The 18,335-nt window shown below is 31.1% G+C and carries 16 protein-coding genes; all 16 read left to right on the plus strand.

Translation table 11 applies throughout. The features are described from left to right. Positions 1 to 98 precede the first annotated feature (98 nt). The 16 genes from G7A72_RS12015 to G7A72_RS12090 all read left to right on the plus strand — a co-directional run bounded on the left by G7A72_RS12015 (position 99) and on the right by G7A72_RS12090 (position 16,934). Entirely contained in the window at positions 99 to 1,574 is a 1,476-nt protein-coding gene (locus tag G7A72_RS12015) for an oligosaccharide flippase family protein (protein ID WP_241258614.1), read from the plus strand. Beyond that, positions 1,574 to 2,878 (plus strand): hypothetical protein, encoded by a 1,305-nt coding sequence (locus G7A72_RS12020; RefSeq protein WP_165152640.1) that lies wholly within the window; start codon positions 1,574 to 1,576, stop codon positions 2,876 to 2,878. Before G7A72_RS12015 ends, G7A72_RS12020 begins: the two co-directional genes overlap by 1 nt. Positions 2,879 to 2,896: 18 nt before the next feature. Then, complete coding sequence (locus G7A72_RS12025) at positions 2,897 to 3,838, plus strand: NAD-dependent epimerase/dehydratase family protein (protein WP_165152641.1); 942 nt, start codon at positions 2,897 to 2,899, stop codon at positions 3,836 to 3,838. Next, on the plus strand, positions 3,828 to 4,775 hold the full coding sequence (locus G7A72_RS12030) for a glycosyltransferase (protein WP_165152642.1): 948 nt from the start codon (positions 3,828 to 3,830) through the stop codon (positions 4,773 to 4,775). Before G7A72_RS12025 ends, G7A72_RS12030 begins: the two co-directional genes overlap by 11 nt. 306 nt (positions 4,776 to 5,081) lie before the next feature. Next, complete coding sequence (locus G7A72_RS12035) at positions 5,082 to 6,128, plus strand: EpsG family protein (protein ID WP_165152643.1); 1,047 nt, start codon at positions 5,082 to 5,084, stop codon at positions 6,126 to 6,128. 6 nt (positions 6,129 to 6,134) lie between these two features. Continuing rightward, a complete protein-coding gene (locus G7A72_RS12040; protein ID WP_165152644.1) occupies positions 6,135 to 7,091 on the plus strand; it encodes a glycosyltransferase family 2 protein in 957 nt (318 codons plus the stop codon). A 3-nt stretch (positions 7,092 to 7,094) separates the two neighbouring features. After that, complete coding sequence (locus G7A72_RS12045; protein WP_165152645.1) at positions 7,095 to 8,165, plus strand: glycosyltransferase family 4 protein; 1,071 nt, start codon at positions 7,095 to 7,097, stop codon at positions 8,163 to 8,165. 56 nt (positions 8,166 to 8,221) lie between these two features. Continuing rightward, positions 8,222 to 9,040 carry a glycosyltransferase gene (locus tag G7A72_RS12050; protein ID WP_165152646.1) on the plus strand — a complete coding sequence of 273 codons (819 nt, stop codon included), beginning with the start codon at positions 8,222 to 8,224 and terminating at the stop codon, positions 9,038 to 9,040. Further along, positions 9,041 to 9,934 (plus strand): NAD-dependent epimerase/dehydratase family protein, encoded by an 894-nt coding sequence (locus G7A72_RS12055; protein ID WP_165152647.1) that lies wholly within the window; start codon positions 9,041 to 9,043, stop codon positions 9,932 to 9,934. Positions 9,935 to 9,943: 9 nt separating this feature from the next. After that, positions 9,944 to 10,492 (plus strand): dTDP-4-dehydrorhamnose 3,5-epimerase, encoded by a 549-nt coding sequence (rfbC, locus tag G7A72_RS12060; RefSeq protein WP_165152648.1) that lies wholly within the window; start codon positions 9,944 to 9,946, stop codon positions 10,490 to 10,492. 235 nt (positions 10,493 to 10,727) lie between these two features. Continuing rightward, positions 10,728 to 11,588 (plus strand): dTDP-4-dehydrorhamnose reductase, encoded by an 861-nt coding sequence (rfbD, locus tag G7A72_RS12065; RefSeq protein WP_165152649.1) that lies wholly within the window; start codon positions 10,728 to 10,730, stop codon positions 11,586 to 11,588. Between the two features lie 509 nt (positions 11,589 to 12,097). Continuing rightward, positions 12,098 to 13,144, plus strand: a complete 1,047-nt coding sequence (rfbB, locus tag G7A72_RS12070; RefSeq protein WP_165152650.1) for a dTDP-glucose 4,6-dehydratase — start codon at positions 12,098 to 12,100, stop codon at positions 13,142 to 13,144. 219 nt (positions 13,145 to 13,363) lie between these two features. Next, the gene (locus G7A72_RS12075) at positions 13,364 to 13,714 is read left to right on the plus strand and encodes a four helix bundle protein (RefSeq protein WP_165152651.1); all 351 of its coding nucleotides are present in this window, start codon (positions 13,364 to 13,366) and stop codon (positions 13,712 to 13,714) included. Between the two features lie 49 nt (positions 13,715 to 13,763). Next, positions 13,764 to 14,633: a glucose-1-phosphate thymidylyltransferase RfbA gene (rfbA, locus tag G7A72_RS12080; protein ID WP_165152652.1), complete on the plus strand. Its 870-nt coding sequence runs from the start codon at positions 13,764 to 13,766 to the stop codon at positions 14,631 to 14,633. Between the two features lie 723 nt (positions 14,634 to 15,356). Continuing rightward, positions 15,357 to 16,310, plus strand: coding sequence for a glycosyltransferase family 4 protein (locus G7A72_RS12085; RefSeq protein ID WP_165152653.1), 954 nt, complete (start codon positions 15,357 to 15,359; stop codon positions 16,308 to 16,310). 48 nt (positions 16,311 to 16,358) lie between these two features. Beyond that, positions 16,359 to 16,934 (plus strand): sugar transferase, encoded by a 576-nt coding sequence (locus G7A72_RS12090; RefSeq protein ID WP_165152654.1) that lies wholly within the window; start codon positions 16,359 to 16,361, stop codon positions 16,932 to 16,934. Positions 16,935 to 18,335: the final 1,401 nt, after the last annotated feature.

Below are 18,335 nucleotides of genomic sequence, written 5' to 3' on the forward strand. Positions count from 1 at the left end.
TCGCATAGCAGTTACATAAAATGGAAAAATCATACAATAGTAATTACCTGAAAATATATTTTTGGAAAACATTTAGGATAATTACTGGAATACTATCAATGACTATTGTTATTCCGTTGATTTCGGGAAATACAAATATTTATGGAATTTATGTTTTATGTATATCCATCACATCTTTTTTGCAATATACTGATTTAGGGTTTTTAAGCGCAGGTCAGAAGTATGCAGCGGAATATTTTGCATTAAATGACTTAAAAAATGAAATTAAAATGCTGAGTTTTGTTCATTTTATTATGTTGATTTTCTTGATTTTATGTGTTTTAGTGATTTTGTTTTTCTCGTTTTATCCTCATGTTATCATTCCAGATTTGAATGAAAATAGCAGATCAGTGGCTTCAAGTTTATTTTTTATTTTAGCAGTAACCTCACCATTCATTCTTTTGCAGCGCTATGCACAGTCTGTATTTTCAATTCGTATTCAAGATGATATTTATCAGCAAATAGATATAGCTGTTAACGTCCTAAAGATAGGTTGTATATGGTTCTTTTATAAAAACAATACGGTTGATATTGTAAATTATTTTATCCTTATTCAAGGTTTAAATTTATTAACGGTTTTAATTTCTTTTGCTGTTATTCGACGCATGTATCGTTATGATTTTAAATTAGTTTTTAAATCATTTTGCTTTGATCAAGCAATATATAATAAAACAAAAAGACTTGCTGCCGCGACGATGATTAGTACTTTGTCTTGGATTGTTTTTTTTCAAATTGATTCTTTTATAATTTCAAAACATTTTGGAATAACTTCAGTTGCTATTTATGCAATTCCCTATTTTCTTTTAACATTCATTTCAAATTTGTACAATACCATCTATTATCCTTTTCTATTTCGTTTTAATCATTTTATTGTTTCAAAAAATGATGATAGACTGTATGAATTTATTTCTAAAATTTTCGAGTTCTCTTTTCCTATATTTCTTTTACCAATTACAGTATTGATATTGTTAATGAAGCCTCTTATTATCGGATGGGTAGGATTTGGATACGATGATTCGATCCTGGTAGGTCAGGTGTTGATTGCGTCTGTTTTTTTTTTGTATATCACAATGCCGTATAATTATTTGCTACTTTCATTAGAAAAAACAAGAATTCTAAATGTCAATTCTTTAATTCTCCCTTTAGTGTTTATAGCACTCCTGTTTTTGTTAAAAAAAGAATTTTCATTATTAGCAATCGCAATAGCTAAAACATCAGCTTTTATAATTAGTGCACTATATTTGTATTTGAGTTATAAAGTAAAAGGATTCAATCTTTTTAATTTTATTTTAAAGAGAATTGTGTGTATAGTTGTATCGTTAACAATACTGTTTGTTAGTTATTACTTTTTAGCTCCTTTTTTAGAGAATATTAAACCAAAAAATCCATTGTCTATGGTAAAGACAATTATAGTTGGACTTATCATTTGTACGTTGTCTATGTCTGCGTATTTAATATTAAATAAAGATTTAAAGCTCTTTGCTAAAAACATTTTATCCGGTGTCTTAAATTCTAAAAAAGTAAATTTAGGTTAATGATGAATGATTTTTTTTCTCTTTATTTAAAATCTAGAGCAGCTTCTGGCATTACACTAGTAAATGAAATTAAGTTTGTGCAAGTTGTACAATTTTGGTTTGATTATTTAGACTATATCAATGATTTTATTTTACATAAAAGTAAAGACATTGATTTATTAAATAATGCATTGATTCGAAAATCAATATTATATGCTTTAGATGTTTTAGAAGAAAAAGAAAATTTAAGTATCCTGAACGAAAATGAACTTAAACAGATGATAATTGGTTTATTCAGTTATGGGAAAACTGGCTATATGCCAGCGGGTGTTAGTAATCGAATTTCAGATAAAATTAAATTTAAATTATTATTTAATAAAATTTCATCAGTAAAAATCAAAACTGATCCGGATTTTAAAAAATCTTTTTTTGATGCATGTAGTATTCATTTTGATCTAAAGACAGTAAAAATATTAGAACAAATAGTTCCAGATATTTTTTTTAGCACAGGTTTAGCATCCTGTAAGAGCTTGCCTTATGTTTTAAAAGGTTCTCCTTTAAGTTTCTTGGATTTTCATTATAATTATTTGAAATTGCTACTCCAGTCAAGAAATGTTGAGATTATTGGAGTGCAACATGGAGGAGTTTATGGAGAGTGGATTGATAATCCCTATGAAAAATTCGAAAAAAAAATCAGTGATTCTTATTACGGTTGGGGTTTTTTAGATCATAATATAATTCAAAATCGATTTAAGAAAAATCCAAAACAAATAGCAGAAAGAGAAGGTGTTTTTTGGTTTGGTCGTGACGATTGTTACGTTTCAAAAAATGTGAATTTTGGAAACCAATTTGGAGAACATAATCAAGATGTTAATCATATTGAATTTTTTTATAATTTTTTTAAAAACGTAGATTTTAAGTTTTTACCACATCCTAGAATTAATCCTACAATTTATAAAAAAATAATTGTAGACTCTAGATATGTTTATACCAATGATTCTATTCAATATGTTGCGAATGCAAAGTTAGTTGTGTTTGATTGCCTTTCTCATACGCTGATGTATTATTGTTTATTCAACAGAATTCCCTTTATTATCGTTTTAAATAAATGGCCTATTGATCAATTGTCTTGTAGTGCTATGGAATTTTATACTGAATTATTGAATAATGGGTTGCTTTTATTTAAAGAAGATGTAGCTATTTCTGAAAAATTACAGCTCTTAACTGAAAAAATAAGTACTAATAAGTCAGTTTTTTATACAAAAGATTTAGGTGAGTATATAGATAAAAAGTTTTTTTTACACAAAACAATAAACTTAATTTAGTTTAAAAGAGTTATTTAAATGAAAAATATTTTACTACTTGGTGGTACTGGATTTATTGGCAAAAATATAATTGAATCTTTTGCAACGGATAAAAAATATAATTTAATTATTTTAAGTAGAAATCCTTACTTAGTTGAGGATTCTTTTTTTTCTGAAAAGAACATTATTATTGAAATAGGGACATTAGCAGATACTGATTTTATTAATAATGTTATTATTAAGCACAATGTAGACGTTATTATTCATTTGCTATCCAGCTTAATACCTTCAAGTTCTAATACTGATTTTTATGATGCAATGAGTAACATCGTAATTCCAACTTTTAAGTTAATTGATTTTATTGCTAATAAAAATATAAAGTTTTTATTTTTCTCATCAGGAGGTACAGTTTATGGTAACGCTACTTCAATCATTAAAGAAACAACAATGTTAAATCCTATAAATAATTATGGTTTTTCAAAACAGATTATTGAGGACTATCTTCGTTATAAAAAAAACATATGTTTGTTAGATTGTATAATATTGAGACCATCTAATGTTTATGGTAAGTATCAAGCATTTGATGGTAATCAAGGTTTTATTGCAGTTGCTATAAACAAGATTTTTAATGGAATACCTATTGAAATTTGGGGTGATGGGAACACAGTGCGAGATTACATTCATATTGATGATGTAGTTCATATTTTAAAAAAAATAATAGATCAATCAATTGCTAATGTAACGTTAAATTTAAGCACAGGTATAGGTAAGTCATTATTAGAAATAATAAATTTAATAGAAAAACATATGTCTAAAAATGCAATTATTTATTTTAATAAAAAAAGATCTGTAGATGCAACAACTGTAATTTTAGATAACGCACAATTAGTTGTATTAATTCCGCACGAATTCATTTCTGTAGATAAAGGAATAAAAGATCAAATTAATTATTTTAATATAGTTTTAAAGAATGCAAACTAAATTAGCAATTGCTATTCCTACTTACAACAGAGCAGAAATTTTACACTTGAATCTATTGCAAATATTGGATGAGTTAATTATTTTTGAAATCCCAGTATATATTTCTGATGATAGTACAAACGAAGAAACAGCTATTTTTATAGAAGAACTAAAAAATAAACATCCTTTATTTTATTATAGAAAAAATGAAAATAGATTAGGTCATGATTTGAATTGTCTTTCTACAATTTCTTTTCCAATTGAAACATACGTATGGTATTTAGGAGATTCTATGGTTATAGAAAAAGGAGCTATAGAAAAAATAGTTGGATATGTTCAAAATCAAGACTATGATTTTATTGCCTGTAATGCTAAAGGCAGGAAATTATCTATAAAAAACAAGGTCTTCGATTCTGGAAATGAGGTTTTTAATAATATAGGTTGGCATTTGACATTGACAGGAGCTACTATTTATAATAAAAATAAACTGTTGGATTTAACAAAATTTGAGGTTGAAAAATTTAAAAATTTTCCTCAATTAGCTATTATCTTCGAACAATTTGCAGTTAAAGAGTGTAAATTGCTTTGGATAAATGATAAGCTTATTTGTAGCAAGCCTAATAAAAATAGTTATTGGAAAACTAAAGTTTTTGAGGTTTTTATAAATGATTTTAGAAATACACTTTATAATTTATCGGATTATTATTCTTTAAAATCTAAAAATAAAGTGTTATTGCAGCATAGTGTAAAAACGGGCATTTTTGATTATCATTCTTTTGTTTTATATAGAATAGGAGGGTTTTATGATTATGAAATTTTTAAAAAGTACAAAGATGACTTTAAAAATTTTACACGATCCAATTCTTTATTACTATTGATTTTATCTTTTATTTGGATAAAACCATTGAACATAATTTATTTATTTATTAGAAAAATAATTTTATTATTCCGTAATTAATGTTTTTATTTTTTTTGTTCACTAATTATTGTTTAATTCATCTTTATAAAAGGTCATAATAAAACAAGGATAGTGACTTTGTTTGTTGTAGTATGTTATTTAGTAAATAAGAGGTTAAATAAAAACATATTGAAGAAATAGGTATTAAAAATGAAACAAATGCGTAGTAGTATAAAGAGATTTTATCATTGGAGTTTTATGTTAAAAATATTTGGTTTTGAATGATTTTTCGACTTTTAAATTAGTGTCACTTATTACAGTAAAAATTATTTGCAAACTAAATTATCGTTTTATATTCACTATTATATGATAGTACTATTATTTATTATATTTCTTCTTTTTTCATTAATTGCAATTTTTCCTCCAAAAGAAGATACGAATAAATACGTTCTATTTTTAGTGTTAGGAATAATTCTATTTCTTATTTCTGGTTTTCGACCTGAGGAAGGAAATCCAGATTATGGTGTTTATCAAAAATTATATGAAGATGCTAAAACTTGGGATGCTGTTGTAGAACCATCCTATACTTTTATATCTCAGCTTGTTTATTTATTATTTAATAATGTATTATATTTATTCGTAATTTACGCTTTTTTAGGTGTGTATTTGAAATTGACAGCCATTAAACAATTGACAGATTTAGGGTTCTTGTCTTTAGTGGCCTATGTAAGTTATTTTTTTATACTTCACGAAGTGATTCAGATTCGTGTAGGAGTTGCTTGTGGTTTTTTTCTTCTGTGCATAAAACCTATTTATGAAAGGAATTTAAAATTATTTTTACTTTTAGTTTTGTTAGCGACTTTTTTTCATGTTTCTTCATTGATAATATTGCCTTTGTGGTTTTTAGGTAAATTTAAAGATATAAAAAAAGCCAATACCTATTTTCTAGTTTTTGTTATACCCATTGCGTATAGTATTTACTTTTTGAAAATGACTGTGTTAAGTTTTATTCCTATCCCTTATGTAAAAGACAAATTAGATTTATATGCTCAATTACAAGAATTAGAAATTGCAGAGTTTTTGACAGATATTAATGTTTTTAATTTTGTATTTCTAGCTAAAATTATTATTTATTATTTTTTGGTTTATAAAAGTAAATTTTTAATGAGTCATAATAAATATACGGTGTTGTTGTTAAATATTTATGCGATATCCTTATTTATGTACCCAGCATTAGCTGCGATGCCTGTTATGGCTAGTCGCGTAAGTGAATTTTTAGGCGTCGTTGAAATAATATTAATTCCACTTGTTTATTATGTTTTTAGACCCCGTTATGTTGGAACCTTAATTGTCTTAGTTTGGTCTTTTGGGATATTAATGGTGAATTTATTTAAGTCAAAACTGCTTGGTTAATTTTTTATGGAATCTTTAGTTTACATTTTATTAGCATCTTATAATGGTGCCCAATACATCGAGAAGCAACTTGATAGTATAATTGCTCAGACACATACCAATTGGCGTTTACTAATTAGAGATGATGGTTCAACAGATAGCACTTTGTCTATTATTAAAAAATATGTAAATATAGATAATAGAATAAAAATTATTGATGAGGATAAAGCTGTAAAAGGTAATGGAGCTTGTCAAAATTTTGCTCATTTGATGGAAGCTGCCGTTGCTCAAGATGCCTCTTTTATACAATTCTCTGATCAAGATGATTATTGGTTTTCCAATAAAATTGAATTACTGCTTAGTACTATAATTAATTCGAAAAGTAGTATGGTTTATTCAGATTTTCTATATGCAGATGAAAAATTAAATGAACTTCCTGCTAGTGTTCAAAAAGCAAAATCATCGTTTGCGTTTCCTTCATTTAAAAATGGTATCGTACAAAATCACGTTTATGGTTGCACGATGATGATTGATGGGATTCTTGCTAAAACTTGTATGCCTATTCCTGAGGTAGCGGAAAATCACGATTACTGGATTGCCTTGGTAGCTTCTGGTATTGGTGCCAAAATACATCATTTGGAGAAACCTCTGATGTTGTATAGACAGCATTCGAATAATGTTACAGGTAGTTTTAAAGATCATTATATTTTATCGAGGATTGAACGCTTTTTATTTCGTTTCACAATTTTAAGAAAAAATGAATTAAAAAAAATAAATATGTTAAAGGGTTTAGATGAACAGTTGAATAAAAAATTGATGGTTACTAATAAATCATTACTAGATGGTTTTTTTAATGCACTTAAAAAAGGCAACATTAGTATTGTTTTATATTGTATCAAAAATAAAATTAAAAGACACTCTTTTATGTCAACAATTATTTACTTTATTACACTTTGTAATTTACCTAAAACCCAAAAAAAATAACTAATGAGAATAGCTTATATTTTACCCTCTTTGGTAAATACAGGACCTATAGTTGTGGTACGTAATATTGTAAAAAACCTTATAGACAAAGTTGACTTGATTGATGTTTATTATTTTGATGAATCTCCTTTAACTTTACATTTTGATTGTAATGTATTTCATATTAGTAAGAAAGATATAATTGATTTTGATAAGTATGATATTATTCATAGTCATATGTTACGACCTGATATCTATTTGTATAAAAATCGAAAAAAAATTAGAAAAGCTAAAATTATTAGTACTCTCCATCAAGATACCTTTATAAACTTAGGACATCAATATAATAGTCTTGTAGCTTTTTCAGTAAGTAATTTTTGGTGTTATGTTCAACGTCATTTTGATGGTGTAATTTCTATTTCAGATCAAATTAAAGACAAATACAATTCTTTATTGTCTAATAAAATAACAACAATTTATAACGGTTGTTCTATTTCAGTAAACCCAATTGTCGAAGATGAAAATGTTCAATTAATAAAACAATGTAAAGAAAAAGGATATAAAATTTTGGGTTCTTATGCATATATAACTAAAGGGAAAGGTCTTTCTCAAGTGATTGATGCGCTAGTTCAATTACCTCATTATGCTTATGTAATATTTGGGAAAGGTCCTTATTTAGAGGCTTTAAAAGAACAAGTTTCACGTCTCAAGTTGGATGAGAGAGTGGTTTTCTTACCTTATGTAAAGACTCCTGATGTTTATTTGAAATATATGGATATTTACATGATGCCCTCTTACTCAGAGGGGTTTGGCTTGGCTATGGTTGAGGCGGCTTTGGCAAGAAAATCGATAGTATGTTCTGAATTACCTTCTTTTCATGAAATTTTCACGGAAAAAGAAGCTACTTTTTTTGAATTGGATGATGCAAATTCTTTAATTGAATCTATTCATATAGCCTATTCTGAAATTGAAAAAAAAGGAGCACTAGCTTATATTAAAGCCAGTTCTTTTTTTACAGCTGAAATAATGGCCGCTAATCATTTGCTTTATTATAATAAAATCCTAACCAATAAAAATGTTGTCAAGAGCGTCTAGTTTTAAAAACTCCTATTCAATAAATATTTTGAATTTAAAAAAAAAAGCAATAGTATATGTATGAAAATGTGGTGTCTGCCTCTATTGTTTTATATAATAATGATGTAGCAGAATTATCGAAAATAATAGAAAGCATTTTTAAAATTAATATAAATCTAACACTTTATTTGATAGATAATTCACCGAAAGACGACTTTAGATTTCTTGAAAAAGAGGGGGTGTTTTATATCCATAACCCTTCCAATCCAGGTTTTGGAGCTGCTCATAATATTGCTATTCACAAAGCGATGGATCTAGGGTCCAACTATCATTTTGTTATAAATCCTGATGTATATTTCGAGCAGGATGTTGTTAGTCCGATGATCGAATTTATGAAAAAGGACTCATTAATAGGGATGATGATGCCTCAGATATTAAATTTGGACGGTACGATTCAGAATTTGCCTAAACTTTTACCAAGTCCTTGGAGTATTTTGCTACGGAAATTAAAAAGCCCTCAACAGGCTTATCATAAATTTATTGATCAATATGAACTGCGTTCTGTTCCTCAGAGTAAAATTTATAATACTCCTATTTTATCCGGTTGTTTTACTTTGCTCAATATTAATGCTATTAAAGAAATTGGTATGTATGATGATCGATTCTTTATGTATTTTGAAGATTGGGATTTGTCTCGGAGAATGCACCAAAAATATAAAACCATTTACTTTCCAGAAGTTAGTGTTTATCACGGGTACGAATCTGGAGCTAATAAGAGTTCTAGGTTGTTTAAAATATTCATTAATTCAGCGGTGTCTTATTTTAATAAATGGGGTTGGTTTTTTGATTCTGAAAGGAAGACAATAAATAAGGAGGCTTTATCTCAATTCAAATAAATGAAAATCACTATCACTGGTTCCACAGGCTTTGTAGGAACAAATCTTCGGAAATATTTAAAGACTTCACACGAAATAGAATCGATGCGTGTTCGTTATGCATCCAATCAGCGATTTGATATAAAAACGGATGTTATTATTCATCTGGCTGGCAAAGCGCACGATTTAAAAAAAGTATCTAAGCCAACGGATTATTACGAAGCTAATTTTGAGTTGACCAAACAATTGTTTGATGCTTTCTTACTATCTGAAGCATCGGTCTTTATATTTATGAGTACCGTAAAAGCAGTAGCAGATACCGTTGACGGAATACTAAAGGAAGATGCTGTCGCAAACCCCCAAACCCATTATGGTATATCCAAACATAAGGCAGAACAGTACATCTTAAATAAAAAATTACCAGAGGGAAAACGAGTTTATATTTTAAGGCCTAGCATGATTCATGGCCCAGGCAATAAAGGGAATTTAAATTTATTGTATCAATTGGTTTCTCAAGGATTGCCATGGCCCTTAGGAGATTTTCAAAATAAACGTTCTTTTTTAAGCATTGAAAATCTTTGTTTTGTAATACAGGAGTTATTAGAGAATATAGTAATTCCTTCAGGCGTTTATCAAGTTTCAGATGATGTACCTTTGTCAACCAGTGATTTAATTCATTCGTTAGGTGTTAGCTTGGATAAAAAAGATAGGATTTTAAATATTCCGTCCTCTTGGATTAAAGGGGTTGCAAGACTTGGCGATTATTTGTATTTACCACTTAATTCAGAGCGATTACAAAAACTAACGGAGAATTATGTTGTTAGTAATCAAAAAATTGTAACAGCTATAGGGAAACCTTTGCCAATTGATTCGAAAGAAGGATTGTTAAAGACCTTTCAATCATTTAAAAAATAAAATTAGAATATGTCCTTTGAAAAAACAGTTATAAAAGATTTAGTGTTGATTACGCCTACCGTTTTTGAAGATTCGCGTGGTTATTTTTTTGAAGCCTACAATCAAGCGAAGTTCCATGAAAATGGAATTATGTACAACTTTATCCAAGACAATCAGTCTTTCTCTACAAGAGGGGTGATTCGAGGATTGCATTTACAAATCAATCCTTTTGCACAGGCGAAATTAGTACGGGTGCTACAAGGCGAAATTCTTGATGTTGCAGTCGATTTACGAAAAAATTCGCCTACTTATGGGCAACATTATAGTGTGGTTTTGAGTGCTGAGAATAAAAAGCAATTGATGGTACCGCATGGTTTTGCCCATGGTTTCTCGGTTTTGAGTGAAACTGCCTCAGTTATGTACAAAGTAGATCATCTGTACCATAAAGAAAGTGAGAGAGGAATTCGGTTTGATGATCCTACTTTAGCTATTGACTGGCAGTTGCGTCCTGAAGAAGTTATTGTTTCTGAAAAGGATTTGGTTTTGCCGGGGTTTGATGAGATTGATTGGGAGTTTTAATACTTAACCGCAAAGTTCGCGAAAAAAAAGTTTAAAGTTTAAGGTTTAAAGTTGTCACTGGTGAGAATGAGAATTGGGTTTAACCGCAAAGTTCGCAAAGAAGATTAAAAAAAGTTTAAAGTTTAAGGTTTAAAGTTGTCCAACCGCAAAGTTCGTAAAGAAGATTAAAAAAAGTTTAAGAGTTTAAGGTTTAAAGTTGTCGGTAAGATTGAGAGTTTGTTGATAAAAAATAATTATGCAAAAAATAGTAGTAACAGGAGCTACCGGACAATTGGGTTCAGAACTGAAAGTGTTATCCGAGAATTATGCGCAATATGAATGGATTTTTGCGGATAGAACGCAAGTATCTTTGGATAATTTGGATGTCTTAAAAAAACAATTAGAAGTACTATCTCCAAATATAATTTTGAATTGTGGTGCTTATACTGCTGTAGACAAAGCTGAAACCGAACAGGAATTAGCAAACATTATTAATGATTTGGCTCTAGGTATTATTGCCCAATATGCTAAAGATCATTCCGTAAAATTAATCCATATTTCTACCGATTATGTTTTTGATGGTACCTCATCCGTTGCATTGACAGAGGAGGCTATAACCCAACCTATTAATGTTTATGGTGCAACAAAAAGGGCAGGGGAGCTAACGTGTTTGAAATTAAATCCTAACGCTATTATCATCAGAACTTCATGGGTTTACAGTAGATTTGGAAACAATTTTGTAAAAACTATGCAACGATTGTTACAGGAGCGCGATACTATTAGTGTTGTCAACGATCAAATTGGATCTCCAACGTATGCAGCGGATTTGGCTCAGGTAATGATGGACATTGTAACGGCACAAGAGTGGATTGCAGGAATGTATCATTATTCGAATGAAGGGGAAATCAGTTGGTTTGAATTTGTTTTGGCTATCCAAGAAATTGGAGGTTATACTTGTGAAGTGAAAGGTATTCCTTCATCGGCTTATCCTACACCTGCTAAGCGTCCCGCTTTTTCTTTATTGGATAAGGGTAAGATTAAGAATGTTTATGGGGTTGAGGTTCCGGATTATAAAGAAAGTTTGAGTGCGTGCATGAAGTTGTTGGGAAATGAATAGTGAGAAGTGGCATGCAATTTTCATTTTGCCTCAGCCTAAAGAGAGTTGAAAATTTAGAGTTTGATGTTGTTTCAAGGCTATATAGAGACTTTGAATTGTGCTACAAATAGCTTTTACTGAAAGTAAAATTAATGGGTATTTATTTTTCTTTTGCCTTGATACAAAAGAAACAAAAGATCAAGCCTGAATAGTTTTAACCCAAAATCATCGGACGCATTTTTCTATCACAACCCCAGCCGCTCGTGTTTCACACTCGACTCGGGGGTTGCTCCCTCCGGCCACCGCTTAAATCCTTACCGTGATTTTTTTGGGATAAAACTATAAGGGCGATGTGAAGAGTATTTAGAAGTGCATAGTGAGAAGTGAGAAGTGAGAAGTGGCTTGCAATTTTCGTTTTGCCTCAGCCGTAAAGGAAGCCGAAAATAAGGGTTTTTCTATTATTGACACTAAAGAGTAAACAAAAAACATTTAAGAGGTTTTTACAACTAATTAAAATATATAAAAATAAAATGAAAAAAATATTAATCACTGGTGGTGCCGGTTTTATTGGGTCCCATGTCGTACGACTTTTTATAAAGAAGTATCCGCAGTATCACATTTTTAATTTAGATGCACTGACGTATGCGGGGAATCTGGAGAATATAGTTGATATAGAAAAGGAATCTAATTACACATTTATTAAGGGTGATATTGTTGATGCTGCGTTTATTGATGCCTTATTTGCGGAACATCAGTTTGACGGTGTATTGCATTTGGCTGCTGAATCGCATGTGGATCGTTCCATTACGGATCCGTTGTCTTTTGTTAAAACAAATGTGATAGGAACAATGAATTTATTGAATGCCGCCAAAACAATATGGAACGGAAATTATGAAGGAAAGCGTTTTTACCACATTAGTACTGATGAGGTTTATGGAAGTTTGGGTGCTGAAGGATTATTTACTGAAACAACGGCCTACGATCCTAACTCTCCTTACTCTGCTTCTAAAGCGAGTTCGGATCACTTTGTTCGGGCGTATGGTGAAACCTACGGTCTGCCTTATGTATTGACGAATTGTTCTAATAATTACGGACCTTTTCATTTTCCTGAAAAACTGATTCCATTGTTTATTAATAATATCATTCAAAACAAACCGTTACCTGTATATGGCGATGGGAAATATACCCGTGATTGGCTTTTTGTAGAAGATCATGCTGTAGCGATTGATTTAGTTTTTCATGAAGGTAAAAATCACGATACTTATAATATTGGTGGTTTTAATGAATGGCAAAATATTCATTTGGTTAAGTTGCTTTGTAAAATCATGGATGATAAGTTAGGAAGAGCAACGGGAACATCAGAACAATTGATTGCCTATGTAAAAGATCGTCCTGGACATGATTTGCGCTATGCGATTGACGCTAGCAAAATTAATACAGAGTTGGGATGGAAACCATCGGTTACTTTTGAGCAAGGATTGGAACGAACCGTAAATTGGTATTTGGAAAATCAAAATTGGTTGAATAATATTACTTCAGGGGAGTATGCTAGTTATTACGAGAAACAGTATAATTAGATAGTTGGTTGTGAATCGTGAACCGTGATTTGTGAACCGTGAAATGTTTAAGGTGAATTGGTATTACTGTATGATGTTGTATACATTGTAACTGTGTAAAATGTGAGCAACCGTAGTTTGAAAACACCAAAACAAATTTTTGGACTTATACGATATTTAAATGTTAAATAAGAATTGATTCGAATTGCGCATTTCGAATTTCTAATCACGAAATAAATAATGAAAGATCATAAAGATTTAGATGTATGGAAACAATCAATGGTTTTAGTAGAGGATATTTATCTACTTACTAAAAACTTTCCTGCAGATGAAAAATATGGTTTATCAAGTCAAATGAAGCGTGCTGCTGTGTCTATACCAAGCAACATAGCTGAAGGAGCAGGACGAAAAGGAGATAAAGAATTTATACAATTTTTATATATTGCTATGGGCTCATTATCTGAAATAGAAACGCAAGTAATACTTGCAAATCGATTACAATTTATAGATTCAATTGAAGTTTATGTAGTACAAATTGAAAAAATAAAAAAAATGCTTTTTGGACTTATACGATATATAAATACTAAATAAGAATTGATTCGAATTACGCATTTCGAATTACTAATTACGCAAAAAAAAAATGAAAGGAATTATATTAGCCGGAGGCTCCGGAACCCGTTTGCATCCGTTAACGCTTGCTATGAGCAAACAAATGATGCCTGTGTATGACAAACCGATGATTTATTATCCATTGTCTACTCTGATGATGGCTGGGATTCATGAAATATTAATTATTTCTACGCCTCATGATTTGCCTCATTTTAAAAAATTATTAGGTGATGGAGCAGCGATAGGCTGTCAATTCAGTTATGCGGAACAAGCCATTCCGAATGGTTTGGCGCAAGCTTTTGTTATTGGAGAAGAATTCATAGGAAAAGACAGTGTGGCATTGGTTTTAGGGGATAATATTTTCTTTGGTTCCAATATGGATGAGTTGCTGCGATCCAATACCAATCCAGAAGGCGGAGTCGTTTTTGCGTATCATGTTTCTGATCCGGAGCGCTATGGTGTGGTGGAGTTTGATGCTGCTTTTAAAGCACTTTCTATTGAAGAAAAACCTTTGGAACCCAAATCAAATTATGCAGTACCAGGATTGTATTTTTATGATAATTCAGTAGTCGAAATTGCCAAAAATATCAAGCCAAGTGCTCGTGGAGAATATGAAATCACCGATGTGAATAAAGTGTACTTGGAAAAAGGAGCTTTAAAAGTAGGTATTCTAAGCAGAGGTACTGCTTGGTTGGACACCGGAACTTTTAATAGCTTAATGCAGGCTGGACAATTTGTTCAGGTTATTGAAGAGCGTCAAGGATTAAAAGTTGGCTGTATCGAAGAAATTGCCTGGAGACAAGGTTTCATTAGTGACCAACAATTGAAAGATCTGGCTGAACCTTTAAAAAAGTCTGGGTACGGGGAGTATCTTTTGGGATTGTTGAAGCATACTTTATAGTGTGTTGTCAGTGACAAGGGATTAGTTCTTATTTATTATTATTATTAACCCGTTGGGTGTAATTAGTTTTAAAAACGGTTTTCGATACATTTTTTTTCCGTTTTACTCTACAGAATCCCGAAGCGTCGGGACGAACTGACGTTTTAAATAATCGTATACAACGGGTTTTATTATTATTATTATTATTATTATTATTATTTGTGAAGAACGATCTTTACTTTTTTGCTTGATCAAAAAAGTAACAAAAAAATATTCACGGGTTGATATTGTTTTTTGGTATTCATGAATCTTCGATTTCACTGCCTGAAAATAAAAAGCTCAAAAACTACCTCAAAGTGCCGTTCCTCAGCCCGAGCCGTTCGTCCTTCGTCCTCAACTCGCGGACTGCTGCCACTTTACTTTTTCGTTGTTTTTTATGCTTTTTATTTAAGGGCGGGAGAGGAGGGATTATATGAACGTTTAGGGAAGTACTATTATTAACCTGTTTGGTGTAATTAGGAATTAATGGAAATTTTCGTCAGTTCGATTGATTTTCTCCCGAAGCTTTGGAAAGAAAATTATAATGAGAACTAGAAAATTAGCAATAAAAACGTTTCTCGATACATTTTTTGGTCCGTTTTACTCCACAGAATCCCGAAGCGTCGGGACGAACTGACGTTTTAAATAATTGAACCTAAAGGGTTACATTTTTATTCAGATAACAGCATAGATATAGTTTAAAACATGACATATATTGCATTAATTATTTTATTGGTTGGTATTGAACTTATTTATTTTAAAATAGCGGATACCTACAATATCATTGATAAACCCAATAGTAGATCATCCCATACTTCTATTACATTAAGAGGTGGTGGCATTATTTTTCCAATAGCCATAAGTATTGCTTTTTTACTGGGCTATGTTTCTTGGGCTGTTACGCTTGCAGTAGTATTAGTAGCTATAGTAAGTTTTATCGATGATATCAAACCGCTGTCTCAGTTGCCTCGTTTTATTTCACATGTCATAGCTGTGGGTTTGGTTTTTTATGAGTTGCATTTGTTTTATGAGCCTTTGTGGTTGCTTCCTGTTGTGTTTGTACTCCTTATAGGTTGGGTAAACGCCTTTAATTTTATGGATGGTATCAATGGGATAACCGTTTTGTACGCTCTAGCGGCCATAGCTACTTTTTCTTTTTTACCAATCAACGAAGCCAGTTTACCCTTGCTGATTACTATGGGATTGTCTTGTTTGGCTTTTGGGATATTTAATGTTCGAAAAAAAGCAAAAACCTTTGCAGGAGATGTTGGTAGTATTAGTATGGCACTTTTTTTGGGCTATTTTATGATAAAGACCATTATTGATTCAGGGCAACTCGGTTATATTCTTTTCTTTTCGGTTTATGGAATTGATGCTATTATCACCATCATCAGTAGATTGCTTAAAAAAGAAAATATATTTCAGCCACACCGCTCTCATTTGTACCAATATCTGGCCAATGAAATGGGCTATTCCCATATTTTAGTCGCTTTTATTTATGCAGGATTTCAATTGATTATAAACGGATTGGTTATTTATATGGATGCCAATGGGGACTTGACCCTGCTTTTTATGGGCGGATTTTTACTGCTACTGACCTTTATTTATTTACTTGTTCGAAATTTTGTTACTCGTAAAATGGTTCTCGGGAATTCATAATCTGTTTTTTGCTTGTATTTTTATCCCGAATAAAATACTTCGAAAGGTATGACAAAACGTCTTTTTGATATTGTTTTCTCCCTCTTCACACTGCTCCTGTTTTTTTGGGTTCTATTGATTTCATGGCTGCTTGCTATTATGGATACTCATACTAATGGCATCTTCCTCCAAGAACGCATTGGTCAATTTGGTGTTCCATTTAAAATATATAAACTGCGGACGATTCGGACTGAATCTCACACCGGTGAAAAATATATTTCGAGAATAGGCCAGTTCCTGAGACGCTTTAAATTGGATGAAATACCTCAGTTCTTTACTGTTCTCAAAGGAGAAATGAGTATTGTGGGGCCAAGACCCGATTTACCAGGTTATTATGATTTGTTAACAGGAGAAAATCGTAAAATACTAGAATTGAAGCCAGGATTAACTAGTTTAGCTTCCATAAAATATAATAAAGAGGAATTCATGTTGCAGAAGCACGTGCTACCTTTAGTTTATAATGATAGTGTTATTTTTCCGGATAAAGTACGAATGAATCTAGCGTATTATTACCATCGAAGTTTTAGTGGGGATATGCTGCTTATTTTGAAGACTGTGCGGGTTGTTTTTTTTCGAGGTAAATAGATTGAAGAAAAGGGTTTTATGTTGTAGTGAGCCACTAGTAGGTTTATAATTTTCGTTTTGAACCAGTCCTAAAGGGAGTTGAAAATTCAGAGCTTGATTTTGTTTCAATGTTAGATGGAATCGGAAATCTATAATGTTATTTTAATTTGGATGATTGGAATATTTTAAATAACACTACTAATGACTTTTTATTGAAAGAATAAACTAAGGTTTAGTCGTTTTCTTTTTTCCTTGATGAAAAAAGTAACAAAAAATATTCACGGGTTGTTATTGTTTTTTTGTATTCATTAATCTTCGATTTCAAGCCTGAAAATAAAAAGCTGTTTTGGGTTTTTTACCTGACTGCCACTGGCAGTCCTCCTTTTAATTTCAAATGTTATTTTTCTATGCTTTTTATTTAAGGGCGAGGAGAAGAGGGGTTACATAAACGTTTATTGGAGCTACTACTACTACTACTACTACTTTATATGAAAAACGATCTTTTCTTTTAGCTCACTTAACTTTTATTATAAGTGGTGTTCGCTGAATCTTCGATTTGCCTTGATGCAAAAGAAACAAAAGATCAAGCCTGAAAATTAAAAACTTAAAAACTACCTTAAAACTATGTTCCGCAGCTCGAGCCGTTCGCTTTTCAAGCTCAACTCGCGGACTGCTGCCACTCCGTTTTTTCGTTGTTTTTTGACGATTTTAATTTAAGGGCGGAGAGAGGAGGGGTTACATAAACGGTTATTGGAACTATTACTACTACTACTACTACTACTACTACTACTTTATAGGAAGAACAATTTTTTCTTTTTTGCTTGATCAAAAAAGAAACAAAAAAATCACTGCCTGAATAGTTTTATCCCAAAATCATCGGACGTATTTTCCTATCGCAACCCCAGCCGCTCGTGTTTCACACTCGACTCGGGGGTTGCTCCCCTTCGGCCACCGCTTAAATCCTTACCGTGATTTTTTGGGATAAAACTATAAGGGCGGTGAGAGAAGTGGTGTGAATAGCGTTTACGGAATTATTATTATTATTATTATGGAGAAGCCCATAGAACATTTTTTGTTTTATGGGCTTTTTTGTGGTCGTACTGGATTTTTTATGTTGTTGTTGGTTGCGTTTTTATAGTGGTTTTTGGTGTCGGTTTATTATTGCTAAAGAAGAATTTTTTCTTATCGCTGGTTTAACTTTTATTAGAAGAGGGGGGTGATACATGAACGTTTTTTGGAACTACTACTACTACTACTACTACTACTACTACTACTATTACTTTATAGGAAGAACAATTTTTTCTTTTTTGTCTTGATCAAAAAAGAAACAAAAATTATTCACGGGTTGATATTGTTTTTTTAGTATTCATGAATCTTCGATTTCAAGCCTGTATAGTTTTATCCCAAAATCATCGCACGTAT

The organism is Flavobacterium sp. Sr18, from assembly GCF_011064265.1.
GTDB lineage: Bacteria > Bacteroidota > Bacteroidia > Flavobacteriales > Flavobacteriaceae > Flavobacterium > Flavobacterium petrolei.